At 47.3% G+C, this 22,749-nt stretch carries 28 protein-coding genes, 2 tRNA genes and 1 pseudogene; 14 read left to right on the forward strand and 17 right to left on the reverse strand.

Going from position 1 to position 22,749, the window contains the following annotated elements:
- Nucleotides 1-13 precede the first annotated feature (13 nt).
- The 3 genes from GII36_RS00285 to GII36_RS00295 form a co-directional block, all read right to left on the reverse strand.
- Nucleotides 14-235, reverse strand: a complete 222-nt coding sequence (locus GII36_RS00285; protein ID WP_260763541.1) for a hypothetical protein — start codon at nt 233-235, stop codon at nt 14-16.
- A gap of 2 nt (nt 236-237) precedes the next feature.
- On the reverse strand, nt 238-531 hold the full coding sequence (locus GII36_RS00290) for a hypothetical protein (protein ID WP_260763543.1): 294 nt from the start codon (nt 529-531) through the stop codon (nt 238-240).
- A gap of 217 nt (nt 532-748) precedes the next feature.
- Nucleotides 749-1,129: an SRPBCC family protein gene (locus GII36_RS00295; protein ID WP_260763545.1), complete on the reverse strand. Its 381-nt coding sequence runs from the start codon at nt 1,127-1,129 to the stop codon at nt 749-751.
- A gap of 111 nt (nt 1,130-1,240) precedes the next feature.
- On the opposite strand from GII36_RS00295, the gene GII36_RS00300 reads away from it, so the two are divergent.
- A complete protein-coding gene (locus GII36_RS00300; protein ID WP_260763547.1) occupies nt 1,241-2,077 on the forward strand; it encodes an alpha/beta fold hydrolase in 837 nt (278 codons plus the stop codon).
- Nucleotides 2,078-2,129: 52 nt separating this feature from the next.
- Here the strand turns inward: GII36_RS00300 and GII36_RS00305 are convergent, their stop codons facing one another.
- Entirely contained in the window at nt 2,130-3,053 is a 924-nt protein-coding gene (locus GII36_RS00305; RefSeq protein WP_260763548.1) for an NAD-dependent epimerase/dehydratase family protein, read from the reverse strand.
- A 47-nt stretch (nt 3,054-3,100) separates the two neighbouring features.
- Here GII36_RS00305 and hchA point away from each other — a divergent pair, with 47 nt between their 5' ends.
- A complete protein-coding gene (gene hchA / locus GII36_RS00310; RefSeq protein ID WP_260763550.1) occupies nt 3,101-3,970 on the forward strand; it encodes a glyoxalase III HchA in 870 nt (289 codons plus the stop codon).
- Nucleotides 3,971-3,985: 15 nt separating this feature from the next.
- Here hchA and GII36_RS00315 read toward each other — a convergent pair whose 3' ends face one another.
- Both GII36_RS00315 and GII36_RS00320 read right to left on the reverse strand, forming a co-directional pair.
- Nucleotides 3,986-4,579 carry a TetR/AcrR family transcriptional regulator gene (locus tag GII36_RS00315; protein ID WP_260763551.1) on the reverse strand — a complete coding sequence of 198 codons (594 nt, stop codon included), beginning with the start codon at nt 4,577-4,579 and terminating at the stop codon, nt 3,986-3,988.
- A gap of 11 nt (nt 4,580-4,590) precedes the next feature.
- Nucleotides 4,591-5,715, reverse strand: a complete 1,125-nt coding sequence (locus tag GII36_RS00320) for an ABC transporter permease (RefSeq protein WP_376787563.1) — start codon at nt 5,713-5,715, stop codon at nt 4,591-4,593.
- A gap of 325 nt (nt 5,716-6,040) precedes the next feature.
- On the opposite strand from GII36_RS00320, the gene GII36_RS00325 reads away from it, so the two are divergent.
- The 3 genes from GII36_RS00325 (at nt 6,041) to GII36_RS00335 (ending at nt 8,981) form a co-directional block, all read left to right on the forward strand.
- A complete protein-coding gene (locus tag GII36_RS00325; protein ID WP_260763555.1) occupies nt 6,041-6,304 on the forward strand; it encodes a co-chaperone GroES in 264 nt (87 codons plus the stop codon).
- Nucleotides 6,305-6,315: 11 nt separating this feature from the next.
- On the forward strand, nt 6,316-7,959 hold the full coding sequence (gene groEL, locus GII36_RS00330) for a chaperonin GroEL (protein WP_260763557.1): 1,644 nt from the start codon (nt 6,316-6,318) through the stop codon (nt 7,957-7,959).
- A 62-nt stretch (nt 7,960-8,021) separates the two neighbouring features.
- Nucleotides 8,022-8,981: a GlcNAc-transferase family protein gene (locus tag GII36_RS00335; protein WP_260763560.1), complete on the forward strand. Its 960-nt coding sequence runs from the start codon at nt 8,022-8,024 to the stop codon at nt 8,979-8,981.
- 50 nt (nt 8,982-9,031) lie between these two features.
- Here GII36_RS00335 and GII36_RS00340 read toward each other — a convergent pair whose 3' ends face one another.
- Nucleotides 9,032-9,544 (reverse strand): hypothetical protein, encoded by a 513-nt coding sequence (locus GII36_RS00340; RefSeq protein ID WP_260763562.1) that lies wholly within the window; start codon nt 9,542-9,544, stop codon nt 9,032-9,034.
- Nucleotides 9,545-9,643: 99 nt separating this feature from the next.
- On the opposite strand from GII36_RS00340, the gene GII36_RS00345 reads away from it, so the two are divergent.
- The gene (locus GII36_RS00345) at nt 9,644-10,693 is read left to right on the forward strand and encodes an SIS domain-containing protein (RefSeq protein WP_260763566.1); all 1,050 of its coding nucleotides are present in this window, start codon (nt 9,644-9,646) and stop codon (nt 10,691-10,693) included.
- A 71-nt stretch (nt 10,694-10,764) separates the two neighbouring features.
- On the opposite strand, the gene GII36_RS00350 is transcribed toward GII36_RS00345, so the two are convergent.
- The 3 genes from GII36_RS00350 to GII36_RS00360 all read right to left on the reverse strand — a co-directional run bounded on the left by GII36_RS00350 (nt 10,765) and on the right by GII36_RS00360 (nt 13,253).
- Complete coding sequence (locus tag GII36_RS00350) at nt 10,765-11,013, reverse strand: hypothetical protein (RefSeq protein WP_260763567.1); 249 nt, start codon at nt 11,011-11,013, stop codon at nt 10,765-10,767.
- Nucleotides 11,014-11,216: 203 nt separating this feature from the next.
- Nucleotides 11,217-12,458, reverse strand: coding sequence for an ABC transporter permease (locus GII36_RS00355; RefSeq protein ID WP_260763569.1), 1,242 nt, complete (start codon nt 12,456-12,458; stop codon nt 11,217-11,219).
- Nucleotides 12,459-13,253, reverse strand: a complete 795-nt coding sequence (locus GII36_RS00360; protein WP_260763572.1) for an ABC transporter ATP-binding protein — start codon at nt 13,251-13,253, stop codon at nt 12,459-12,461.
- Between the two features lie 174 nt (nt 13,254-13,427).
- Between GII36_RS00360 and GII36_RS00365 the strand changes: the two genes are divergently transcribed.
- From GII36_RS00365 to GII36_RS00375, 3 genes are all read left to right on the forward strand, one after another.
- Nucleotides 13,428-13,517: transfer RNA gene (locus GII36_RS00365), tRNA-Ser, on the forward strand.
- A 110-nt stretch (nt 13,518-13,627) separates the two neighbouring features.
- Nucleotides 13,628-14,320 carry a hypothetical protein gene (locus tag GII36_RS00370; RefSeq protein ID WP_260763573.1) on the forward strand — a complete coding sequence of 231 codons (693 nt, stop codon included), beginning with the start codon at nt 13,628-13,630 and terminating at the stop codon, nt 14,318-14,320.
- Nucleotides 14,321-14,380: 60 nt separating this feature from the next.
- A tRNA-Arg gene (locus tag GII36_RS00375) sits at nt 14,381-14,457 on the forward strand.
- Between the two features lie 804 nt (nt 14,458-15,261).
- On the opposite strand, the pseudogene GII36_RS05895 reads toward GII36_RS00375, so the two are convergent.
- From GII36_RS05895 to GII36_RS00385, 3 genes and pseudogenes are all read right to left on the reverse strand, one after another.
- A pseudogene (locus GII36_RS05895) lies at nt 15,262-16,074 on the reverse strand (recombinase family protein); the annotation flags it as partial.
- A 123-nt stretch (nt 16,075-16,197) separates the two neighbouring features.
- Entirely contained in the window at nt 16,198-17,238 is a 1,041-nt protein-coding gene (locus tag GII36_RS00380; protein WP_260763575.1) for an AAA family ATPase, read from the reverse strand.
- 539 nt (nt 17,239-17,777) lie between these two features.
- Nucleotides 17,778-18,284 carry a hypothetical protein gene (locus GII36_RS00385; RefSeq protein ID WP_260763577.1) on the reverse strand — a complete coding sequence of 169 codons (507 nt, stop codon included), beginning with the start codon at nt 18,282-18,284 and terminating at the stop codon, nt 17,778-17,780.
- Nucleotides 18,285-18,406: 122 nt separating this feature from the next.
- Between GII36_RS00385 and GII36_RS00390 the strand changes: the two genes are divergently transcribed.
- Both GII36_RS00390 and GII36_RS00395 read left to right on the forward strand, forming a co-directional pair.
- Complete coding sequence (locus tag GII36_RS00390) at nt 18,407-18,730, forward strand: hypothetical protein (protein WP_260763579.1); 324 nt, start codon at nt 18,407-18,409, stop codon at nt 18,728-18,730.
- A 3-nt stretch (nt 18,731-18,733) separates the two neighbouring features.
- Complete coding sequence (locus tag GII36_RS00395) at nt 18,734-19,225, forward strand: hypothetical protein (protein WP_260763581.1); 492 nt, start codon at nt 18,734-18,736, stop codon at nt 19,223-19,225.
- Between the two features lie 47 nt (nt 19,226-19,272).
- Here the strand turns inward: GII36_RS00395 and GII36_RS00400 are convergent, their stop codons facing one another.
- Nucleotides 19,273-19,491, reverse strand: a complete 219-nt coding sequence (locus GII36_RS00400; RefSeq protein ID WP_260763583.1) for a helix-turn-helix domain-containing protein — start codon at nt 19,489-19,491, stop codon at nt 19,273-19,275.
- Nucleotides 19,492-19,685: 194 nt separating this feature from the next.
- On the opposite strand from GII36_RS00400, the gene GII36_RS00405 reads away from it, so the two are divergent.
- A complete protein-coding gene (locus GII36_RS00405; RefSeq protein ID WP_260763585.1) occupies nt 19,686-20,330 on the forward strand; it encodes an SHOCT domain-containing protein in 645 nt (214 codons plus the stop codon).
- Nucleotides 20,327-20,821, forward strand: a complete 495-nt coding sequence (locus tag GII36_RS00410) for a hypothetical protein (RefSeq protein WP_260763588.1) — start codon at nt 20,327-20,329, stop codon at nt 20,819-20,821. Before GII36_RS00405 ends, GII36_RS00410 begins: the two co-directional genes overlap by 4 nt.
- 285 nt (nt 20,822-21,106) lie before the next feature.
- Here GII36_RS00410 and GII36_RS00415 read toward each other — a convergent pair whose 3' ends face one another.
- Genes GII36_RS00415 through GII36_RS00425 form a run of 3 tightly spaced genes read right to left on the reverse strand, consistent with a single transcriptional unit; the run spans nt 21,107 to nt 22,301 of the window.
- Nucleotides 21,107-21,433 carry a DMT family transporter gene (locus GII36_RS00415; RefSeq protein WP_260763589.1) on the reverse strand — a complete coding sequence of 109 codons (327 nt, stop codon included), beginning with the start codon at nt 21,431-21,433 and terminating at the stop codon, nt 21,107-21,109.
- Entirely contained in the window at nt 21,433-21,780 is a 348-nt protein-coding gene (locus tag GII36_RS00420) for a DMT family transporter (protein WP_260763590.1), read from the reverse strand. The genes GII36_RS00415 and GII36_RS00420 overlap by 1 nt, the downstream gene beginning before the upstream one ends.
- Nucleotides 21,780-22,301 carry a TetR/AcrR family transcriptional regulator gene (locus GII36_RS00425; RefSeq protein WP_260763591.1) on the reverse strand — a complete coding sequence of 174 codons (522 nt, stop codon included), beginning with the start codon at nt 22,299-22,301 and terminating at the stop codon, nt 21,780-21,782. Before GII36_RS00425 ends, GII36_RS00420 begins: the two co-directional genes overlap by 1 nt.
- Before the next feature lie 187 nt (nt 22,302-22,488).
- On the opposite strand from GII36_RS00425, the gene GII36_RS00430 reads away from it, so the two are divergent.
- Entirely contained in the window at nt 22,489-22,737 is a 249-nt protein-coding gene (locus GII36_RS00430; RefSeq protein WP_260763592.1) for a DUF2164 family protein, read from the forward strand.
- The last annotated feature ends 12 nt before the right edge of the window (nt 22,738-22,749 follow it).

Here is a 22,749-nt window from a genome sequence, read left to right on the forward strand (position 1 = left end):
CATCCAGTGAGAATCACTTCCGGTGGAAGTCAACCTCGACATTGAAGTCGAAGCGAATTCCTTGCTTTTCGAGCCACTGCTTGACCGAGTCTGGGCCATAGTGCGTGTGTTCACGTCGTTGGCCTTCGAGGTCGGTGTAGCGAACAACCCAGTAGTTGGTGGAACGTGGACTGGCGTATCGCCGGTCGACTCCACTTTCGTGTTGGACGTTGATACGACGTGTGAAAGCTGCCATGCTTACTCCTCTGTTTGGGGTGGGCGCAGAGCCAGGGTTGGCTCTCCGCTTGTCGGTACTGCGACTTGTACACGACGTCCATCTTCGGTGACACCTAGGATGAGGTCGAGTGTGTTGTCGGCGGGTGTGTGGTCGGTGCTTCTGATCCGAAACGAAACGCTTCGAGTTCCTTCTGCGCCTAACACGCTGATAACTGCCGGTCTCCGATTGTACAGAGCGCTCGCGATCTCCTCTCGGATTTCTGATGGGCTCATCGTGACCAGTAAGTTCTCACCCGTATTGTCGGGGTAAGACATGAGTGATCCTTTTCTGTTGGAGGTTCTAGCGCTTATGATAACGCATTTTGTAATGATAGCATAAATGTTACAAAAAAGCAATAGCACTATTATTTGAGTATATCTTTATAGCATGTAATTATGTTGAGTTAGATTCAAATCTGTCGGCAAGCCGTTTTAGTGTCACCTGCATGCCACGTTCAAGATGCTCCTGTCTATTATGAGCTTCGGATATATTTTACATAAATATAACTGGTAGAATCTGCTTCGTATCCTTTCGCATAGATTCAGTCACAAGAGTGCCGCCCGTAACATCTTCAAACGTATAAAGCCAATGTGTTTCTGATGGCCAGTCAGTAAAGAAGCCGAATGATTGGGCGGGAATATCCTCCGTAACAGTGCCGGTCATCGACCATCGGTACAGCGCCCCGATCCGATTCCGGCCCTTAAGTCGCTTGCCTTGCTCAAACCAAAATGTCTTTTGATTTTCAGGACTGAGTTGCCCCATATTTTCAATGTTGCTAATGAACTCGTACAACTCTTGGCGGGGCGCCTTAATGACTAGTTGAACGGTCGCCTGTAATGCGGGCCGAGCAGGTGCTGTTTTTGGGGATTCCATATGAAATAGTTTACCAAGAATCTTCTGGCTGTTATACGGGTGTATAATAGTATATGGAGCACAACTACCATGTGCACGTACCAGCAAACTTAGAGGGAAGGAGCGTTCCAGATGGATGACACTCAGAGCAACAAGTATAATGGTATACATCTTAATGTGGAGGATAGCGGCGGCGAAGGTCGGCCAATCATCCTCATTCACGGCTGGCCGCTGTCGGGCAAATCGTGGAATAAACAAGTCCCGGCCTTGCAGGAGGCTGGTTATAGGGTGATCACCTATGATCGTCGCGGATTTGGCGACAGTGACAAGCCGAGTGACGGATACGACTACGATACGTTTTCGGACGATCTGGCGGGTATTATCGACTCGCTTGGCCTCGAGGGTGTGTCACTCGTCGGATTTTCGATGGGCGGCGGCGAGGTGGCGCGGTATGTGTCTCGTCACGGCGAAGACAAGCTGCATAGCATTGTGTTTGCGGGTGCCGTTCCTCCGTATTTATTGAAGTCTGACGATAATCCCGACGGGCCGTTGACGCAGGAAAAAGCCGACTCCATGACCGAGCAAGCCAATTCGGATCTGGACGGGTTGCTCGATCAATTTACCAAAGATTTCTTTTCGCCGAATGCAGACGGTAACCTCTTGATACTGGACGAGGAGCGTCAAGACGCGCTCGAACAGGCACGCAAAGCGGATCCGACGGCTGTTCGCGGGGCGATGAAGGCGTTTGCGACCACTGACTTTCGAGACGACTTGACGACGGTGACGATTCCGACGCTCGTGATCCATGGTGATTCGGACGGAATCATTCCATTCGAAGGATCGGGCAAACGCACGCACGAAGCGATTGCCGGCAGCGATTTGTACGTCGTAGAAAACGGCCCGCACGGATTCAACACTACGCATCCGGACGAGTTCAATAAAGTGGTGATCGACTTTTTACAGAAATAGCGCGGGTGAGTAGTAGCGCTTGAAAGAACGGGGTAATGATCGCCCCGTTCTTTTAGTGAGGCCGAAGCAGCTGCGCGATGCCATCGCGGTAAGTGGTAATACGAAATTCCGGAAAGCGTTTTGTGAATTTTGTTGAGACGAAAATGTTATTGCGGGCGTAGCGCGATAATAACTCTTGAGCTTCTCTTAACTGCGGGTTAAACACACCGCCGATTTTGAACATGACCAGCGGGACCACCGTATACGGAAGGTCGCGGCCTTTGATCTGGGAGGCAGCCGCTATCAGGCTTTTGTAGGTCAACCGGTTATCATCACACGGCAGGTGCCATGTCTGGTCGTACACGTCCGGCGTATTGCCAATGAGTGCCATTGCCCGGCTGGCGTCAGGCGTCCAAATCAGGGTCCGAAGCGTCTTGTCGCTGATGGGCACGCGGGCTTTTTTGCCGTGCTTGATCGCATCGAAAATCGCCGTGTTCGTCAAGCTTTGGGTCTTGCCGGGTCCATAAAATTCCGGCGCCCGGCAGATAACGGCCTTGATGCGACCGGCGTTCATTTCGTCGAGCAGCAGGGTGGCGATGTTCGCTCGAACGGTTGCTTTTCGCCCGACGGGCACGAAAGGTGCCTCTTCGGTTTGCGGCTCGGCAGTTTTCGGGTACATGTAGGTGTTATCGAAAAAGACAAGTTTGCAATGATGTTTTTTACACGCGTCGATCACGTTTTTCATCATGATCGGGAACTGCTCTTCCCATAGCTTTGCATCCATAGGCAGGCCGACGGTAAAATAGGCGATATCACTGCCTTCGACGGCCCTGTCGGCCGCGTCGGCGTCCAGCAGGTTGGCGGCCATAAGCTGGTCCGATTCGTGAACTTTACGCGGATGCCGACTGACGAGGCGAATATCGCGGGTGTAATTTTTGTACAGCTCCCGCGTCAATTCTTCGGCTATCTGGCCATTTGCTCCAAGTACTGTTTGCATACTACTTATTATATAAAATATACGGCAGAAGTGCTATAATAAGACACATGTCTAATATAGTAAAAAATCTCTTAGGTACCGCTCCTACGCCCGCCGGAAATAATGTCTATGGCCCGTCGCCGCTGGCGCTAAAACTAGCCACATCCGACGTGACGGATTACAAAAAAGTCACCTACGACGCGCTCCCTCAAACATACAAAATCTTGATGCTTTGTTCGGAGCAATCCGATGTGCCCATGACCAACGGCACTTTTTTCTTTTCGGGCAATCATCCCGTCGAGACATTGGTGCCGATGCTGCATTTACAAAGCGCTGGCTTTGAGTTCGATATCGTGACTCCGCACGGTAAGCCCGTCAAATTTGAGATGTGGGCGATGCCAAAGAAAGACAAAAACGTTCAGGCGATCTACGATGAGTACAAATCGCAGTTTGATCATCCGAAGAATCTGGCCGACCTCGCCAAGAATAATTTTGCGAGCGCGGAAGAGTACGCCGCTATTTACATTCCGGGCGGGCATGGAGCGCTGCTTGGCCTGCCGAATGACGAAAATGTCGGCGCATTGATCCGCTGGGCATTCGACAAGGACCTCTTCCATTTGTCCATTTGCCACGGACCGGCGGCCATGTTGGCGGCGGCTCCCAAAAACAAGGATGAGCCATTTATTTACGACGGCTATGAAATCACCGCCTTTCCGGACAAGGTAGACCGCCAAACGCCTCTTGTTGGATACATGCCCGGCCAACTGACCTGGTTCTTTGGGGAGAAGTTACAAGAGCTTGGCGTCACGATCATCAATACCGAGGCTGACAAGTCGTGCCACGCCGACAGGAAGCTAGTGACAGGTGCCAGCCCCAAGGCAGCCAATGAATTCGGAAAACTGGCCGCGACGACACTCGTGCGTCATTTCAACAAGTAAAGTCTCGGTTGGTAGTTACTCGATCGTGTTTCCGGTAACTGACCCGACGATATTCTCGAGAGCATTGATGCATATGCGAATGATATGGTCTTTTGCGATGTCGCGGTGTTCATTCGCGTGGTAGGCCATTTCGGCCACGAAACTCAGCCACGAGCTCAGCGCGCCACGCATCAGCGGCGTATCCGGAAGATTGAGGTATTCGATGATACGTTCGGTGTGAACGTCGTGATGACACGAAACGGCCCGGCGTGCGGTCTTTGGTACGGACGCGTCGGATCGGCGAAGCGTCAGAATAACGTTGTCTGTTCGCTCCTGATAGTCGATATAGGCATTCAGCGCCCGTACTAAATTTTGTTCGGCCGTCAGTTCGTGCGTAGGCTTTGTAGCCGCGAGCAGTTCGTCGGATTGGTGGAGGATGACCGCTTCAAACAACGCCGCTTTGCTGGGATAGTAGTGGTACACCAAGGCGCGCCCTACATGTGCCTCGGTGGCAATGTGGCTCATTGATGCGTTGGTGTAGCCGTGATCGGCGAAGTGTTTGGCGGCAACCGCTAGCAGCTGATCTTTGCGCTCATCGGGGTGAAGCCGGTTAGAAATGACAGTCGTCATAGAAAATCGTTCTAGTCTTCTTTGTTATCGTTAACAATTTCTTTTTCGGCGAAACTGATACTGGAATTGCGTATGCCATAGCCGAGCAGCACGGCAACGCCAATAAGCGAATAGACAATAGGTACGAGTAGGTAGCGCATGATGTCGATACCATTAAAGTATATCGCTTGACGCAACGCGCTCAGCCCCGAACCGGTAGGAAGGACGCCTGCAAGCGATTTCCATATCCCGTCACCGGTCAGCGCAACCGCGACCGGGCCACCCGAGGCTGGCGTACCAAGAACAACAAAAAGGATAATCACTAGCGCCGTCCCTGCCATACCGAGAAGAGTAATAAGTGCACCCGAGAACATCCCGACCCCGTACGTCGTCAGCGTTCCGACACCGACGACAGTCCAGAAATTTCCATCAGGCAGAATATGCGCGCTTTGGGCGATGCCCGCGACCCCGAGGCTGGTCACAAAGGCAAAGACAGCCATGCCAATTGTGCGGATGATAGCATTGACATGTGTGTATATCCGCTTGCCCCGAATCAGGTTGAGCGATACGGCGGCAAAATACCCGCCGAACACGAAGGCGAAGGCGACGTAAAATAATCCGATACCGTTCGGGTCTTCGGCAGGAAGCGCCGCGATGTCATCGACCGTCGTGGATTTGATTGGTGCTTGGGCGAGCGCTGCTGTTTGCGGGTTTGCCGCCAGTTGCTTGCGTACCGCCTGTTGGTACTGCTCGTCGAATTGCCTCAATGACGTTTCAAGAGAGGTGGTCAGACTCTTATTGATCGCCGATGCAACGGTGATAGTGCTCGTCGGAAACGTCGGTGTATAGATAGCGTAGATGTCTTGACGTTTCAACTTGGAGACTGCCTCGTCCTTGCTGCTGACGACCGATACCGAGTAGGCGCCATTACTCTTGTCCTGCAGCGTCTTGGCGACGGTGTCAACCTTTGATGCTTCACCGACGACCGCAAGCGGCAACGAGTGTGCTTTCGGGTGGTGAAACGCCGTGATGTAACTAAAGGCGAGCAACAGCTCGATAACGGCAACGCCAACTAAAACGCCGGTTGCGATCAAAACGGATCGTCTTAACGATGATGTCGATGGTTTGATTTTAGGGGGGGTGTACTTATTAGACATATGTATAATAATAAACCTATCTTGCAGATATTACAATGTACTAGAGAGCTATATACTCTAAATCGACCTCGTCCCAATATTGCATTCACGTCTTCTTGCTGGTTACTGGCCGTCCTTGTGTCACCGTTCACACTTCAAAGACTCTTGATGAATCATCGATAAGCCAGCTCAGCACCCCACTATCGCACACAAGAAGTAACGTCGGATAGTTATCCTCGAATCCCCAGACCCCTTCATTATTGCGGCCGATTGGCACTCTAGTATTGCAAGTGCCAATTTTTTTGTCTACAATGAAAAGGTAGATTAATAAAAACGGAGGAAACGCATGAGTTCACCTATTAAACCACTGGCAGATCGTGTCGTCGCAGTGCGCGAGAAGGCACAGGAAAAGACCGCAAGCGGACTGTTTCTCCCAGATAGTTCGAAAGAGAAACCAGTCGTGGCAGAAGTAGTGGCAGTTGGCCCAGACGCCAAGGCTGTCAAAAAAGGCGACAAGATCGTTTACAAAGAATACAGCACGACAGAGCTCAAGATCAACGATGTTGAGTATTTGATTGTCAAAGAAGAAGATATCTTAGCGACGGTATAAGGAGTTTATAGATGGCAAAAAAAGTATTTTATGACGATGACGCTCGTGAGCGCGTGCTCGCTGGCGCAAAAGCACTGTATGACGCAGTGAAAGTAACGTACGGTCCAAAAGGTGGCAATGTCGTGATTGCCAAGGGTTATGGTGGTCCAACAGTCACGCATGATGGTGTGACTGTAGCAGAAAGTGTGGAGTTACCAGAAAACGACGATGAGACGCTTGGCTACAAAGTGGGTGCGGAGCTTATCAAACAAGCTGCGACCAAGCTCAACAAGGTGGCGGGCGACGGCACGACAACAGTGACGGTACTGACCTACAGCATCCTCAAAGAAGCTAACCGCTTGATTGCAGCTGGTCATAACCCACAGGAACTACGCAAAGGTATCGAAGCTGCGGCTGTCGATGTGATCAAGTCGCTCGAGAAACAGGCGGAGTCGATCGAAGGCAAAAGTGATCGCGTAGCAGAGGTCGCGACTATTTCAGCGGGGAGTCGTGAGATCGGCGAGCTGATCGCCAGCGTCATCGAAAAAGTTGGCAAAGAAGGCGTCGTCACTGTCGAAGCTGGTCAGGGTCTTGAGCTCGAAAGTGAAGTGGTCGAGGGCTTCAGTCTCGACAAAGGCTTCGCGAGCGCACTGTTTGTCACAGACGTGAATCGCCAAGAGGCAGTATTCGAGAAACCAGCTATCGTACTGACCGACAAAAAGCTGAGTAGCGTGCAAGATATCGCACCAATCCTCGAGAAACTTGCCCAAGCTGGCCAGAAGAGCCTTGTACTGATTGCCGACGAAGTAGAGGGTGAAGCACTGAGTATCCTGGTGCTCAACAAGCTCAAAGGTGTATTCAACAGCGTCGTCGTAAAGGCACCAAGTTTCGGTGATCGCCGCAAGGATGTACTGGCTGACATCGCCGTGCTGACGGGTGCGACCGTAGTGAGCGACGAGCGCGGCATGACGTTCGAAAACACCGGCCTCGAAGTTGTGGGTAGTGCCCGCAAGGTAATCGTCGGCAAAGATGAGAGCACTATCATCGAAGGCGCTGGTAAAGCAGCCGACGTGAAAGCTCGTATCGCCCAGATCACGACGCAGGCTGAAAGCGCTCCAAGTAACTATGACCGCGAGCAGTACGAAAAGCGTGCGGCCGCACTGAGCGGCAAAGTCGCCGTCATCAAGGTCGGTGGGGCCTCTGAGACCGAGATCGACGAGAAGAAGTTCCGTGTCGATGATGCCGTGGCGGCGACCAAAGCGGCGCTTGCCGAAGGCATCGTGGCCGGCGGCGGTGTGACACTCGTAAACTTGTCTGATGCCATCAAGGCTGACGGTGCGGACTCACATTCAGCTGGCAAGCTGATCCTCAAGAATGCGCTCAAACAGCCTTTCCTGCAGATCATGGCGAATGCCGGTCTCAATAGCGAAGCGCTACTTGCGCAGGTAGAAAACGGCAAAGCTGGCTTCGGTATCGATGTCAATGCGCCTGAAAACGGCCTAATCGATGTGAAGAAAGCAGGTGTGATTGATCCAGCGCGCGTGACGAAAGAAGCGGTCCAAAACGCGGTCTCGATCGCATCTACAGCTGCGACTATGGGCGCCCTCGTGGTTGATATCCCAGAGAAAGAAGCTCCGGCTGCCGGCGGTATGCCTGGCGGCATGGGAATGATGTAGGCGCATCTCCCTTTAAAGACACCTCGCCTATAGAGGTGTCTTTTTGGTACCATGGTACTAGAATGAAAAAGATTTTGATAGAAATCGCGTCGTATCGAGACGATGAGCTGGGCAAGACAGTGGCAAGTTTGCTGCGGCAAGCGAAGCACCCCGAGCGGCTGCGATTTGCAATAGCGCACCAGTATGGTCCAGAGACCGAACATACGCTCGATAAATATCGAGACGATGAACGATTTCGGCTACACGAGATACCCTGGCATGAGGCTCGCGGACTTGGTGTGGCACGACGACGCTGCGATGATATGTATGCGGGGGAAGACTTTTATTTCCAAATCGATGCGCATATGCGAGCCGAGCGGGAGTGGGATGCGCGACTAGTACGGGAATGGGAAGCGCGCGATGATGAGATGGCGATACTGTCGTCATACCCACCGGCGTACAAGTATGTAGCGCCAGCGCAAGTAGAGTTCGTACCATCCGACCCCAACAGGTTAGTGGTCAATGCGATGTATGCGGGGTTTGTGCCGACGTTTTTTGGGCAAGCACTGCGCGCTGATACATCACGCCGGGGTGCGTTTCTCGCGGGTGGGTTTCAGTTTGGTCCGGGGCGGGTATGTACAGAGGTACCGTACGAGCCGGACGTGTGCTTTGTGGGGGACGAGATTATCCATTCGCTGCGTGTGTTTGCAGCTGGCTATAGAGTATATAGTGTGCTAGATCAGGTATTGTGGCATTTGTATCTTCGCTCGGAGCATCAGCCGAACGCACGACATTTTTGGAAGGATTTTCAGGAGACCTCGGAGCTCGCAGAGATATATGAGCAGATGAACGCGCGCAGCCTAGAGGTAATGCGCCGGTATTTTGTGGGGCAGGCGAGCGATGTGCGGGCGTTTGAGGAGTTTGCGGGCGTAGATTTGCAGCAACACACGGTGCATCCGGACATGTATGAACTGCCTAATTTGCCGATGGGCAGCGGTGGAGAGTGGCGTAGTCGATCCATGGCGCCGCGTACTCAAGCCTAACTACGCAAAAACTCCTCTGGCACGAGGAGTTTTTGCGAGTAGCTACTGGGCTATACGACAGGAGCAGCGTCTGGTGTTGGGAGGGCAACTTCGTCCAGGGCTGATGCTGGTGCGTCGGTCGCTGGCTTACTTGTGAGGTAATCGATCTCTTTAATGATATCGAGCAGCGCCATGCCACGACGAGCGTCGTCGCTGATGAGCTTGGCAGTTTCATGGGCAGGTGGCACGAGATCGCGATCGTCGGTGCAGCGAATGAGCAGGAGATACGTATCGAATTTTTCCTCTGGCGGAAGGTCAAGCTTATCGATAAGTGGTCGCAATTCATTGATTGCTTCCATTTTGACACCCTCTAGGTCATCACGCGAAGGTACGGGGTTGGTAGCGATAGGGAGTGGATCGATTGCAATTGGTTCGGGTGCTGCCGTCTCCGGTACGGTGCTGACTTCTTCGACTGGCTCTGCGGCTGTGTCGTCTGCTGGCATGCCGTTGACACCAGCCAGCACCTTAGCCAGCTCTTGATCGTCGCTGATGTTGCTCACTGTATTATCTGGTTGAAGATTCATTCCCACCTCTAGTTTATTCGTTACATTCTTTTACATAGTACTGTATCATGGATACATAGACATAAGCAAGATAATTTGTGAGGTAAACAAGAGGTACTCATGTTAGACGATGTGCAGATTTATACGCAAAAAGACCCATCGGGGGCGTTGGGAGTAGCGGCGAGCGAGTGGCAGCAGGCCAAGTTCGAGGCGGAGGTGCAACATCCGGATCATGACGGACGTGAGATTACTCGTATCGTCTTCGCGGGCATGGGCGGTTCAGCGCTGTCGGCGCTGATGGTGAAATCATGGCTCGAGGGTTCGCTGGATGTGCCATTTGAGGTGGTGCGAACCTATGCACTGCCGGCGTATGTCGGAAGTTCGACGCTCGTAGTGATTAGCAGCTGCTCTGGTAACACCGAGGAGACGCTAAGCTGCCTAGACGACGCCCAGGCCCGGGGCGCACAGATTGCTGTGCTCACAGCTGGCGGTACACTGCTGGAGCGTGCTCAGCAGGGCAGCATGACGCACGTGGTGCTGCCGAGTCGTACTGAGTACGAGCCGCGCATGACGACGCTGGCGCAGATGCGTGCGTTGACGAAGCTATTGTGGCATTTTGGTGTGACGGATGGCTCGTATTACGATGAAATCGCACGGTATGCGGATTGGCTACACGACGAATCACAGGCTTGGCTGCCAGAAGTGACAACCGACAAAAACATCGCCAAGCAACTCGCCCTTTTCTCTGTCGGTAAAACAGCGGTGTTTTATGCAGGCCACCTGATGGCGCCTATCGCCTACAAATGGAAGATTAGCTGGAACGAGACAGGTAAAAACTTGGCGTTTTGGAACGAGTATCCAGAGTTTAATCACAACGAGTTTTTGGGATGGTCGAGTCATCCGATAGAGAAGCCGTATGCGGTGATTGATCTAGTAAGTGATTTTGAGCATGAACGCATTCTGAAGCGTTTCGAGTTGAGCGACAAACTACTAAGCGGCCGACGGCCAAAAGCAAATATCGTGCGCTTGCAGGGCGAATCACCGGTAGCGCAGATGCTGTGGGGGTGTGTGTTGGCAGATTTCGTGAGTAGCTATGTGGCGGTGCTCAACGGCGTGGATCCGACACCAGTAGACTTGATCGAGAAATTCAAAAAAGAGTTGGCTAGCTAGCCAACTCGCTCAATAATTGCTTTGCAGTCACCCCGGCAGGAGTCGGGGTGACTGCATCTGCCGGGGTGGAATCAGAATGGAAGTTCGGTCTTGTGCTTCTCAAGCAGACTCCTGACCACCTCGGGAACTTCGAGTCCTTCATCGGGAGGTAGATCAAACTGAGCATACTTAGCCGGAATGATGATTGCTCCGCAGGTCAGAACTGCTGGCTTGCCGTTCAGCATGTCGTTGTAGTCTTCGACGTGAACCTGCTGCAACGTGGCGACACTGTCTTCGTCGACAGTGAAGGTGATGCGGAGCAAGGTGCCCTCTGCTGCCATAGTGCCCGACACTGTGTCACCGGGACGGATATCTCTTAGGGTACATTCACACCCCTTGATCGTCAGACGGAACGTGTGCGCCGGTTGGCGAACATCAAGTACGGAGCCTGTGCGATGCGTTTCGAACAAGGTATTTCCTTCTGTGTCGCCCCAGCTTCTTTCACCAGGGACAAATAATATTATAGCATAATAACTATAATATATCAATGATACTGTCGTAGCGCTTCGATAGGATTTTTGCGAGCGGCACGCAGAGCTGGATAGATGCCAAAAACGAGGCCGACGAGCATAGAGGTGCCGATTGAAGCGACAGGGACCCACCAAGTGAAGCCTGGGTTGAATGGCAAGAAGGTGCTAAGGAGAAGGGCGACGGCGTAGCCGAGGAGAAAACCGAAGACGCCACCGGATATGCTCATTACGAGCGCTTCGATGAGGAACTGGAATGTAATGTGATAGTTGCTGGCACCGACGGCTTTGCGAATACCAATTTCGCGGGTACGCTCGGCAACGTTGGCTAGCATGATATTCATAATGCCGATACCGCCGATTATAAGTGCGATAGCCGACACGAGCATCGCCACGACACCGACGAGATTGAACAAGAGTGATGTAGGCTTGGAGATCTGGTCGCCAGTGAGGACAGTGAAGTCTTTCTCCCCGTTGTGGTTGTCGGTGATGACTTTGTTGATCTGAGAGGTGAGAGCCGAGAGGTTGGCGGCATCTTTGGCTTTGACGTCAATCTGTCGGATCTGTGCAATGCCTTGGTTGAACGACTTACCGCTATCGAGGCTGATGATGACGGCGTCATTGACGTTCAGATTATTGTAGTTGATCGCGTCGTCGACTGTTTTGAGTACGCCGATGACCGTGAACTGTTGGCCACGAACTTTGAATAGTTGACCGATGGACTGGTCGGTGCCGAACAGGTCGATCGAAAGCTGATGACCGATGACGGCGGTGTTTTGGTTGGTGATGTCGTCAATGAACTGGCCGTCTTGGATTTTGAGGTCGGAGACGGTGGCAAGAGCTGGGGTGGTAGCGACGATCGGCGCATCGGTGATTGTTTGTTTGCTATCATTTGTCTTCACGGAACCGTCGACTGACATGAGTGGTGCAGCATCGGCGACATTATCGAGCTCGGAGACGGTGCGATAATCTTTTTCGGTAAGTGAGCTGACTGCGAAGCTGTTGCCGCCGAGTGGCGCCACCATGTCCCGAAGGTTTTGTGGTGTCTGCTCAGTGCCGGGGCGGATAACGGCGATGTTGCCACCAAGTGCATCGACTTGATCGCTCACTAGCTTGGCGGCGCCATAGCTCAGTGCGAATATGACCGTCATACAGGCAACACCGAGCGTGATACCGAGGGTTGTGAGAAGCGTCCGGAGGCGATTACGGCGCAGAGATTCGCGGGCCACGCTGATGTGATTGACGATGAGAAGACGCATTTACTTTTTACCCTTTCGTGCACGGCGAGTTGATTTGCTGCGACTGCCAAGACTAACTTTTTTTGCCGGGGCAGATGAACGGGTATTTTGGACGACAGTTGTCTTGGTGTCGGTATCGATCCGACCGTCGAGCATAGTGATCACACGGTCGGCGTAGGTGGTCATATCGGGATTGTGGGTTACCATGATGATTGTGTTGCCGCGACGGTGGATGTCGGACAATTCTTCGAGGATGAGGTGGCTAGATTTGCTATCGAGATTGCCTGTCGGCTCGTCTGCCAGGATAATGCTGGGGTCGTTTACTAGGGCGCGGGCGATGGCCACGCGTTGGGTCTGTCCGCCAGAGAGCTGCCAGGGCATGTAGTATTCGCGTTCGTTGAGATGAAAAGTCTTCAGCATAGCGCTAGCTTTTTTGGCACTTTTAAGAGCTGGGGTTCCTGTATAAGCAAGGGGAAGTGCAACGTTTTCGATGACGTTCAGCCGTGGCACGAGATTGAAGCTCTGGAACACGAATCCGATACGCTTGGAGCGGATAGCGGCGCGTTTGGCGCTGGTGAGGCGGGCAACTGATTTACCGTCGAGTCGGTAGTCGCCTTCATCTGGCTTGTCGAGAAGTCCTAGTACATTGAGGAGGCTTGTCTTGCCACAACCGCTCGGGCCCATAATGGCGATGAATTCGCCTTTTTTGATCTCGAGGTCTATATTGTCGAGCACAGTGTGTTCGGCGTCACCTATGCCGTAGCGTTTCGTGAGGCCTCTCAAAGATATGACTGGTGCCGAGTCAGCTTTTTTCATTCCTCCTATTATAGGGGGAACAACAGAGAAGAAGCAACCGTGAGCGTTATTTCTACATCATAATGTTGCGGATTTGGCTTAGGGTTGTCGTTATAGTGTGTGCGCATAGACTACAATTCGCATCACGAAAGGGCTGTTTAGATGAGGGCGTCTTCGCTATAATGGAAACTCTACGGAGAGGTGGCCGAGTGGTTGAAGGCGCACGCTTGGAAAGCGTGTGTGCCAGCAATGGTACCGCAGGTTCGAATCCTGTTCTCTCCGCCATAGAAAATAGCTCGGTCTTGCAATCGAGCTATTTTCTATGATGTAGGAAGCGTTGATAGTCTCTCTATTTTTTCTAGTAATCCCCACAACGCTCATGCTATACTACCTGTATGCAGCCACAAACACCTCAGGCCCCTCAGGTGCCGACTCCGGAGCAACCACCCCAACCTCAAGTCGTGGAGCCGCAGCCGGTCGCTATGCCACAAGCGGTAGAGCCCGCTTCTCAGCAATCACAGTTTGCAGACGAGACGGCGCAACGCCAGACACCAATGGTAACCGTATCGATGGGCGAGGTGGCTATGGGCGAGACTGTAGACGGGCCGGAGCGGCAGAATGCCGAAGTGGGGGTAGTTGAATGGCAGGCTCAAGAATACATCACTACCGACAAAAATCCGATCTGGTATGCTGGACTCGGTGTATTTGTCGTCGTCGCGATCGCACTAGATGTATTTGTACTCAAGACATATTTCACCGTGTCACTTCTCGCAATTGTGATCGCAGTTGTACTCATCGTGATGCACATACGACCAGCACGCATGATTAATTATCGGCTTGATGGGGAGGGCCTGCGTGTCGACGATGTACTCTATCCTATCGCCGAGTACAAGTCGTTTGGCGTATTGCACGACGGTAAAGAAAACACAATCCATCTGATACCTGTTAAGCGGTTCAAGCCAAGTTTGCAGGTGTATTTTCCGGTTGAGGTAGGTGAGTCTATCGTAGATTCACTAGGCGCACGTCTACCGATGGAAGAATTGCACCTCGACTTCGTCGATCGTATCGTCCACTTGTTCCGTCTGTAGTTGATTTATAGCTCTATCTCTGTTATACTTGCTGTTAGTGTCAAATTTTGACAAACCTGAGCACCCGTAGCTCAGCTGGATAGAGCGTTGGCTTGCGGAGCCAAAGGCCATAGGTTCGAATCCTGTCGGGTGTACCATACTTGAATTAGAGACGCTATTGCGTCTTTTTTCATCTGTTCTGGATAGGTTTGGACCTTCAAGAACTGCTTTTCAAGAGACGGATACTTTTCAACTAGTGGAGTTAGATATTCTATAGGCTCAAACAGTAGTACGCCATCTTTCAGTAATAGGTTTTGACCAATAATGCTCAAGACTTCTTTCTTTTTTAAGTCATTATCACTTTCGAAGTCATATTTAGCATATCGTGCGAAATTAAAGTACTTCTCTAGCAGTTGACGTTGACGCTTGTTTGAGTTCTCCTGGTCATCAAATTGACCCCTCAATGTAATAAGCCTGTCTTCAAGCTCTTGCTTCTCGGATTTATAAAAAGTTTCGTCAATCATACCTTTATATAAAGCACGTTGTAGTTTGTTCACCTCAGCTTCTGTATTTTTAATAGCTTTCATCTGAGTCTCGATTACTTTTTCTTGCTTCTCTGCTTCATCTTCGTGGAACTCGTCTAAATACTCACAAGTCCATTTGAAGAAGTCTTCAATAATCGTATACTTGCTAATCTCATTTCGAATAGCTTTGGTTAAATCTTGTGGAGTTATCCTGCTAACGGTCATTGTCTGCGAGCATTCAGAGTACTTCTTTTTTCGAGTACAGTAACAGTATTCGTATGTATGTACGTTTCCATTCTTCTGTTTCTTGACTATTTTAGAATATGTAATCAGGCAACCGCATTCTCCACACTTAACTAGACCACGATATGGGAATGGGTCATCTAGGGCTATCTTTTCTTCTGGTCGAGGCTGGTTTGCCCGACCTATCATTCCTTGCACTTGTCGAAACTCCTCTGGTGTAATCATAGGCGAATGTTTACCTTCTGTGTGGTAGATTCCAGAGAAGCGAATAGCACCCATATAGAAAGGATTCTTAAACATTAAATACAGTCCAGATACTGACAGTGGTTTATTTCCAGATTTTTTACGTTTAGGAGTTTTAAGCCCCCACTCTTTATCAGCAATTCTTGCTATTTGACTAACAGAGTATTGACCCGTAAGGGCGTAGTCCCACATTCTTCGCACTAGTGCATATCTAGCGTCATCAATGACGATTACATTGACATCACTGAACTCGCTTTCTTTCGCATTCTTGTAGCCTATTGGAACTCTGCCAGGATAATAGCCATTTTTAGCCCTTTGCGACATTCGGTCTTTTACAATTATTGATAAATCACGACTAAACTGAGTATCTTGAGCTGCGTCTATGCTAAATATAAGGGCGTTATCTTCTGGAAGGTAGTTTTTATCCTTGGTAATAATAGCTTTAAGTTTGCCATCAAACATTAGCTGCTGGATAACTCCACTCTCTTTTGGATTACGAGCTAAGCGATTAGATTTATAGGTAAGAATAGCGTTTATATTACCTTTTTCTATTTGTTCGATAAGCTCATCAAACTTTATCCGCTGGTCTGGTATCTTTGCAGATTTAGATTCCTTATATATCGCTTTTTTGACGATACGATATTCTCTTGCTTCTGCAATTTCGGTCATTGTTTCTAGTTGGTCATCTAGTGACGCAATTTGTTTGTCTTCGCTTTCGTTAGACTTTCTTGCGTAAAGTCCGTATTTCAGTTGTTCTAAGTTCATAGTTTTCCTATCTATATTATATAACTTTATTAGTATTATGTTAAACAATTAGTTTATGTTTATAGAGGTGGTGGTCTACACTGTGGGATTAAGTGAGTGAAGCAAAAATGTATACACCTATAACTAATCATTTTTTGCGGCACTCGGCTCGTCAGAGGGTAAATAGTATTTATAAGAATTACGCCCACCAGGTAGTACTCTTACCATCTCTGTACGAGCTAGCTCATCTAGGCAGTCGCTAATCTTTTTATCACCACCTTTGAACCCATCTGTCTTAATTTGTGCTACAAGCTGCCTTTTAGATAATCCAGGATATAACCCTACTGCTTCTACAATTTCTTTCAGCTGTTCATTGTGTCGGTCTGCTGACGACTTTCCTTCGCCTACATATTCAAACTCTGTAGCATTCTCGTGAAACCTCAGTTCAAATGGGGCTGGCTCCCAAATATCTCTATTCTTGGTTTGTGTAAGTCTTACGAACTCGCTTTGACCAACACGGTTTACTGCAATGTGACAATCTGCGGCAGCTAAAATGTCGGAAGAACCACGCATTTCCATTGCTGGATTGCTTTGCCCTGCGACACCTTTTCGGTTGTGGTGCAGAATCAATACTGCAAGTCCTGTATCCGCCAACTGCCTATAGCAGTCCATAAGCGTAGCCATATCACCAGAAGCGTTTTCATCAGCATTATTGAAGCGGGTAAAGGAATCAAATATAACTAAGCCAATTTCTTTTTCTTTAGCTTCTTTTGCGATTGCGTCTACATATAAATGGTTCATCTTATAGCCAATTCTGGAAGTAAAATGAATCTCTGTATTTTCAGAAGCTCCCATTTGTTTGAACCGCTTTTGTAGTCTCTGTCGTCCACTCTCTTCATCAATAACCATTACCCCCATCTGTTTAGAAGGGAAATGTCCAAACACACTCTCACCCTGAGCAACTTTCACTGCCATCTCCATATATAGCCAAGTTTTGAAACTTCCAGGTGAGCCTGAGATGATTGTTACTCCCTCGGCTGGTATTAAGCCTTCTATAGCCCAAACTTCTGGCGGAAACTCCTCTAGCAACAAATCGCTCAATCGTTCAGTAGAGAGCCTTAGCTGGCCTGTCTGTGTACCTTTTTCCCAAAGCTCTTTGTATCGGTTGCGATTTGGAGAGGTCATTTCCTAGCTCCATAATTCGGTTGTGTTAAGTAGACTAGGCGTATCAAAGCCATTCCATCTACGATTGCTTTTTGTTTACTTATCTTCTTGCCGAAGTTTTTCTTGTAGAGTACTTGAAACTCTTTTATTTGCTTTTCTTTTAACTGCATATTTTTACCACCTGTTACTCTAATTTTTGACGCACTTAACCAGCCCAGTCGTGGATTGAATCCAGCTAAGTTAAGGCAATTAGAATAGAATGCTTACAAAGTTATTCGTAAACGATTACTAATTATTATTTGTGACTGTTTTACTTCTTCTCTATATCTTTAAGATGTTTCTCCCTTTGTTTATTGGTTTTCTGTCGTTAGCTTTTCTTATGTGACTGCTGTTGAATCGTATATGTACGGTGATTCGTTAGTCGCTTGCTGAAAAACTAAGTTCCACTATAGGGAGGGGGCTGTTAGGACTTAGCAATAACTTGTTAGGATATGTTAGTAACAGATGTAAAAAACGAAAAAACCGCCGTATTACGGGCGGTATGTTCAAGTTCAGTTATATTAGTTTCGAGTGATTCTCAGACGATATTCGTCATTAACGGAAGTTCGTTCTTTACTGCGTTTGAATAAATCAGTTTTTAATCCAAGCTTCCTACCTTTATCATTTAAGCGTCGAACAGCTTGTTCTACGCCTCTTCGGGATTCTTTAAGTTTTGCAAGAGATACGGCATTATCTCTAGCTTCAAACACTGCATAGTCGTCAATATATTTATTAGGAGAGTTGAATGTTATTTTACATACATAGTGTTCAAGAGATTTTGGTTCAATTCTTATTTTATTATCGCCTGAATGGAGTTCGGTTTCTTTCAGGTCATACCAAATAGAGTTCTTCAAGAGAGACTTTGCGGCTATGTTATTCTTCCTTTTCTTATAAAGGATTGGTGCAAAATACCAAACCGCCATACCTAAAGCCATAAGGGAAAGAATTGCGTACACTACAAGAAAGATATTATTAAACTCAGGGTCTACTTCTATCTGCGGTGTATTGAATGCAAAGTATTTATTCATAGCTATTTATATTGTAAGCGATTTGGATATTCTGACGGTGATTTCGTTATATGTAAGAAATTGAAAAAGCTATTCTCTCTATAATAAGAGTAGAGATAAAACAAATATAAACAGGAGTTTTTATGGTTAATAAAAAACCAATAGGTAGACCACAAAAAGTTAATTATCAGATTATAAGTAAATTGGAGGACTCATTGCAGTACGGGTCTACTATTTCAGAAGCTTGTTACTACGCTGGAATTAGTAGGGATACATTTTACCGTTACTTCCGTGAAGATAGAATCTTTGCTGAAAAAATGGAACTTGCACGAAATAAGCTGCTAACAATCGCTAAATCAAATGTTAGTAGAGCGATAATAGAAGGTGATTATGAGAGCAGTTTATGGCTATTAGAAAAGGTCGTTACTCCCTCTCTAGCTATTGCTGACGAAGTGCCGAGGGTATAAATAATGGAAGAGTACGAGTTTTTCTATGCCGATATTGAAGCAGATTCGATATTTCTAAGTAGGTATAACGTAGGAGATTTTATACACGCTAATAATGGCGTAGTAGCTTCTAGGCTCAAGGGAGGTTTACTGACGAACTGTAATGTACGATTCTCCTTCGTGCCTCACCCACAAGGATTTTTAGGTTACAGAGTTGAAGATGAAGATTGGAAAAATCAACAACTATTTATTTTTGACAAAGACTGGCGTTTCAAAGTTGAAGACAGGTTCTTTTACGATGGCGTTTTTCAAATCTTAATGTCGCATATAGATTGGGAGGACTTTGGTGAGAAAAAAATTATCGAAGCTGCTAGAAAAGACTTCAAGAAGCTTTATAAACAACCGCCTGTAGATGTTCTAAATAATGTGGAATGGAAGCGAAGAGTTAGGAAAGTTCCTGGTGTTGATGGGAAGAACAGTCCCTACAAAGGTTTTCTGACAATGTATTGGAAATAGCCTATGTAACGTCACTGATAATTATTATTTGACTGTCAGATTAACAGCTAAATATCTTTAAATAAGTCTGCTATATCTACTTTCAATGAGCTTGCAATCTTATTTAATGTACCGAGTCTAGCCCACCGCTTACCAGTTTCGATATATGCAATTGCTACGACGCTCATACTAATACTTTCGGCTAATTGTTGTTGCGTTACGCCTTTACTTTTTCGTACTACTGCAACACGCTTGCCAAATGTTTTCATCAATTCGTTTTCATTCATATCATAAGCGTAAAATAATAAACAGATAGTTACATAAACTAGCTGTTTATTATTACTTAATTAACGGGGTTGTACTGTTATATAAAAAGTATTGATAAATAGTTAATGGTGTTTGCCCGCTAACAAATATATAGGTATTGATGTTGTATAGTAAACGTAAATGATTAATTCAAAATGAAATTAGGAGCTTAGAAATGTCATTCTTCGACAAGGTTAAAGATGCAAGTGATAAAGCTGGTAAATCAATTCAGAAGAGCTATCAAGAGCAACAGCAGAAGTCAGCCGAACTAAAGGATATTAGAGGGGCTAAACTAGACGCTCTAGCTGTGGAGTATATGGGTGGATACGGTGATGGTCGTAAAGCGAATGGCATTATTACTTTTTACCAAAACCAAACAGAGTTCAGTGCTGTTATGAGTACAAAGTTCACTATACCTAATTCTCAAATCAAAGACATTCTTGTAGAAGGTAAAGATGAAGTTAATAGGCGTGTTACCGTAACCCGACTTATTGCAGTTGGTATATTTGCTTTTGCACTCAAGAAGAAGAGCAAAGACCAAGAATCGTATATCACGCTTGAACTTATTGATGGTCAAGAAGTTATTTTATTCGTGGAAAATAAAGCACCTATGGCTTTGAGAGCTAAATTAGCTAAGGTTATCTCGTCTGTTAAACAAGTTAGTGCATCACACCAAGTAGTCTCTGCTCAGCCGCAACCACGAGTAAGCATAGCTGATGAACTCGGTAAACTCGCTAACCTCAAAGAACAAGGTATATTGACCCAAGCTGAGTTTGATACAGAAAAAGCTAAAGTACTTAACGGTAGGACGTCTATATGACCCAACAAAATCAAAAGAAAGAAATGTCTAAAGGTATTTATTTCTTAATGTTGATTCCAATCCTTATGTTTGGAGTTCTAGGTGGACTTATTGGATTTATGGGTGACAATCCCGACCCCCTATCAGGATTTTTATGGGGAGCGGGTATTGGGCTTGCAGTATGTGTCATAACATTCATCGGAATGTACGGATGGGAGTGGATTAAAAAGGAAGTTGAAAAAGGACGATTGCTACCGTTCATTATAATTGGCGTTATTGCTGCCGTTGTAGTCAGTGCATACTTGGGAATGAGTTTAGGCGGACCTTCTTGTGTGGAGTCGGATACAGATAATAGGGGCAGTAGCTGTGTCGAATATGCAGACGATGGCTACGAAGCTACCGGCGACCAGAAATGGGATAAGTTTTGGAGTACCCTGCCTATTACTGTTATCATCGCTTCTCTAATTGCTGTTATCGTTCGCAATCAGATGGAAAAAGATAAGAAAAAATAAAATCTTAAAAGATTCTTATGGATACTCAACGACTATTTAGAGAGACAATTGTTCGAGCAATACCACCCTATCGCTAACACAATCTTTCCTAACGGAACTTACTATGGAAGAAGTGTATTGGGGAACGAAGGAGAATCCATTTCAGTCTCTGAATGGAACCCTGATATGGTTACTGTCAAAATACATAAGGGTGAATTCAATGGATTCTCGGACGGCAAGGCTCACTTTCGTTAAGTATATAAATTGTATATATCTACACTATAAATTGTCTATTTTCTATCCAACCTAATGCGTAGCGCCACTACCTAGTTCAATCATAAGCACACCTCCAATTACAACGGCAATACCAATGGACATAACTAACGTCAGATGTTCTTTGAATAGTAGTTTGCTAAAAATCGCAGTAAGAGCAACTCCTGACGCTGCCCATATACCGTAAGCGACACCGAGGGCCATACCGCTAGAAAGTGTAAAAATCAGCATTGTAAAGGCAATAGTATATCCAACCGCAACAGCTACCCACCATCGACGCTTGCCTGAGCTTGCCATCCGTAATGAAAGTGCTCCTGATACCTCGGCAATAATTGCACCGATAAGAAATAACCAACCCATTATACGTTTCCTTTCTCTTTTCTAGTTGCAGCCTGTGAACCTAATTCAATCATTAGTACGCCAGCAATAATTACTACAATCCCTAGTACCATAATCGAGGTTAAAGGTTCGTTAAAAATCAAATGTGATAGGAACGCAGTCATTGCTACACCACAAGCACCCCATATCCCATAAGCTACCCCTAGAGCCATACCTGATTTAAGTGCTTTTGTTAAAAACACAAAAGCTAATACATAACCTATCAATACCACTATATAGAAAATTGAATTATCCATCCCTGCCTTCAATGAAAGTGTAGCTACTACTTCCGAAATGATAGCTCCGACTAGAAATATCCATTGTTTCATTATTTTACTCCTTCTTTTAGTATTTTCTCTGAGACGTCTAAGATTGACTGCCTCTCTTCGACACTTATGTTCAACATCCCCAAGCCTCTATCGAACCAAGCCCCATCAGCGATAAGTCGAACAGTCATCAATGCAGACCGCCTAGTAATGTCCGTAATATCGTAAAAGTTGAACCAAGCTTCAATCTGTTTAGCCCATTTAGCGTAAAGCTCATCTTTTAATTTGTAGTCAGCCATAAAGGCGAAATCTGATGAGTCTATTTCGTCAGACATTGCATACCTAAGGTAAGTCATCATCCTGTCTTCGGCGTTAGGTTTAGCAGGAGTTGCGTCAAGCATTAATTGCCATCTTTCTACGACATCATTCACAAGACCCATCATAAGCGATTTTTTTGTAGGATAGTGATGCACTAGTCCTGCTTTAGTTAATCCTATATCACGAGCGACGGAATCAAGCGAAACCGTTTCCCCGTTTTTTATACGTTCCTGTGCAGCTTTAATAATATCTTTTTTCTGAATCATAATACCATACTACCATATGGTAGGTTTATTAACAATATAATCTTTGGACGGTATTTATTTATATCAAGTTACGATATTACTTGTAATGATGGTTTGAACTTCTTTAACTAGGGTGTACCATAGAAAATTCCCCACCATGCGTGGGGAATTTTCTATGGTCTCAGTAGTCTTGTTATAATAAATCTATATGCAACATACATGGAATTTTCCCGACAAAGAGTCGGAACAGAAATGCATCGACGAACTCATCACCCGCATCGAAGATATCGGCGACGACGGGGTGGGGATGATTGCGGCGCAAGATGTGATAGATATAGTGACAGAGCACTTAGCACCGACAATTTACAACCGCGGTGTGCGTGATGCCCGGAAGCTCGTGCTTGATAAAATGCAAGATGCCGAGTTTGAGCTGGATGGCTTGCAGATCCAGCAGTAGGTAAATTGCAGT

This window comes from Candidatus Mycosynbacter amalyticus (assembly GCF_025273655.1).
Lineage (GTDB): Bacteria > Patescibacteriota > Saccharimonadia > Saccharimonadales > Saccharimonadaceae > Mycosynbacter > Mycosynbacter amalyticus.

Bases quoted from the DNA above. Each gene is read 5' to 3' on its own strand.
- GII36_RS00345 (WP_260763566.1), top strand. From the start codon at position 9,644: ATGTTAGACGATGTGCAGATTTATACGCAAAAAGACCCATCGGGGGCG.
- GII36_RS00380 (WP_260763575.1), bottom strand. From the start codon at position 17,238: ATGACCTCTCCAAATCGCAACCGATACAAAGAGCTTTGGGAAAAAGGT.
- GII36_RS00325 (WP_260763555.1), top strand. From the start codon at position 6,041: ATGAGTTCACCTATTAAACCACTGGCAGATCGTGTCGTCGCAGTGCGC.
- GII36_RS00420 (WP_260763590.1), bottom strand. From the start codon at position 21,780: ATGAAACAATGGATATTTCTAGTCGGAGCTATCATTTCGGAAGTAGTA.
- GII36_RS00315 (WP_260763551.1), bottom strand. From the start codon at position 4,579: ATGACGACTGTCATTTCTAACCGGCTTCACCCCGATGAGCGCAAAGAT.
- GII36_RS00415 (WP_260763589.1), bottom strand. From the start codon at position 21,433: ATGGGTTGGTTATTTCTTATCGGTGCAATTATTGCCGAGGTATCAGGA.
- GII36_RS00360 (WP_260763572.1), bottom strand. From the start codon at position 13,253: ATGAAAAAAGCTGACTCGGCACCAGTCATATCTTTGAGAGGCCTCACG.
- GII36_RS00300 (WP_260763547.1), top strand. From the start codon at position 1,241: ATGGATGACACTCAGAGCAACAAGTATAATGGTATACATCTTAATGTG.
- GII36_RS00295 (WP_260763545.1), bottom strand. From the start codon at position 1,129: ATGGAATCCCCAAAAACAGCACCTGCTCGGCCCGCATTACAGGCGACC.
- GII36_RS00335 (WP_260763560.1), top strand. From the start codon at position 8,022: ATGAAAAAGATTTTGATAGAAATCGCGTCGTATCGAGACGATGAGCTG.
- GII36_RS00355 (WP_260763569.1), bottom strand. From the start codon at position 12,458: ATGCGTCTTCTCATCGTCAATCACATCAGCGTGGCCCGCGAATCTCTG.
- GII36_RS00370 (WP_260763573.1), top strand. From the start codon at position 13,628: ATGCAGCCACAAACACCTCAGGCCCCTCAGGTGCCGACTCCGGAGCAA.
- GII36_RS00390 (WP_260763579.1), top strand. From the start codon at position 18,407: ATGGTTAATAAAAAACCAATAGGTAGACCACAAAAAGTTAATTATCAG.
- GII36_RS00425 (WP_260763591.1), bottom strand. From the start codon at position 22,301: ATGATTCAGAAAAAAGATATTATTAAAGCTGCACAGGAACGTATAAAA.
- GII36_RS00290 (WP_260763543.1), bottom strand. From the start codon at position 531: ATGTCTTACCCCGACAATACGGGTGAGAACTTACTGGTCACGATGAGC.
- GII36_RS00410 (WP_260763588.1), top strand. From the start codon at position 20,327: ATGACCCAACAAAATCAAAAGAAAGAAATGTCTAAAGGTATTTATTTC.
- GII36_RS00285 (WP_260763541.1), bottom strand. From the start codon at position 235: ATGGCAGCTTTCACACGTCGTATCAACGTCCAACACGAAAGTGGAGTC.
- GII36_RS00400 (WP_260763583.1), bottom strand. From the start codon at position 19,491: ATGAATGAAAACGAATTGATGAAAACATTTGGCAAGCGTGTTGCAGTA.
- GII36_RS00340 (WP_260763562.1), bottom strand. From the start codon at position 9,544: ATGAATCTTCAACCAGATAATACAGTGAGCAACATCAGCGACGATCAA.
- groEL (WP_260763557.1), top strand. From the start codon at position 6,316: ATGGCAAAAAAAGTATTTTATGACGATGACGCTCGTGAGCGCGTGCTC.
- GII36_RS00385 (WP_260763577.1), bottom strand. From the start codon at position 18,284: ATGAATAAATACTTTGCATTCAATACACCGCAGATAGAAGTAGACCCT.
- GII36_RS00405 (WP_260763585.1), top strand. From the start codon at position 19,686: ATGTCATTCTTCGACAAGGTTAAAGATGCAAGTGATAAAGCTGGTAAA.
- GII36_RS00395 (WP_260763581.1), top strand. From the start codon at position 18,734: ATGGAAGAGTACGAGTTTTTCTATGCCGATATTGAAGCAGATTCGATA.
- GII36_RS00430 (WP_260763592.1), top strand. From the start codon at position 22,489: ATGCAACATACATGGAATTTTCCCGACAAAGAGTCGGAACAGAAATGC.
- GII36_RS00350 (WP_260763567.1), bottom strand. From the start codon at position 11,013: ATGGCAGCAGAGGGCACCTTGCTCCGCATCACCTTCACTGTCGACGAA.
- hchA (WP_260763550.1), top strand. From the start codon at position 3,101: ATGTCTAATATAGTAAAAAATCTCTTAGGTACCGCTCCTACGCCCGCC.
- GII36_RS00320 (WP_376787563.1), bottom strand. From the start codon at position 5,715: ATGTCTAATAAGTACACCCCCCCTAAAATCAAACCATCGACATCATCG.
- GII36_RS00305 (WP_260763548.1), bottom strand. From the start codon at position 3,053: ATGCAAACAGTACTTGGAGCAAATGGCCAGATAGCCGAAGAATTGACG.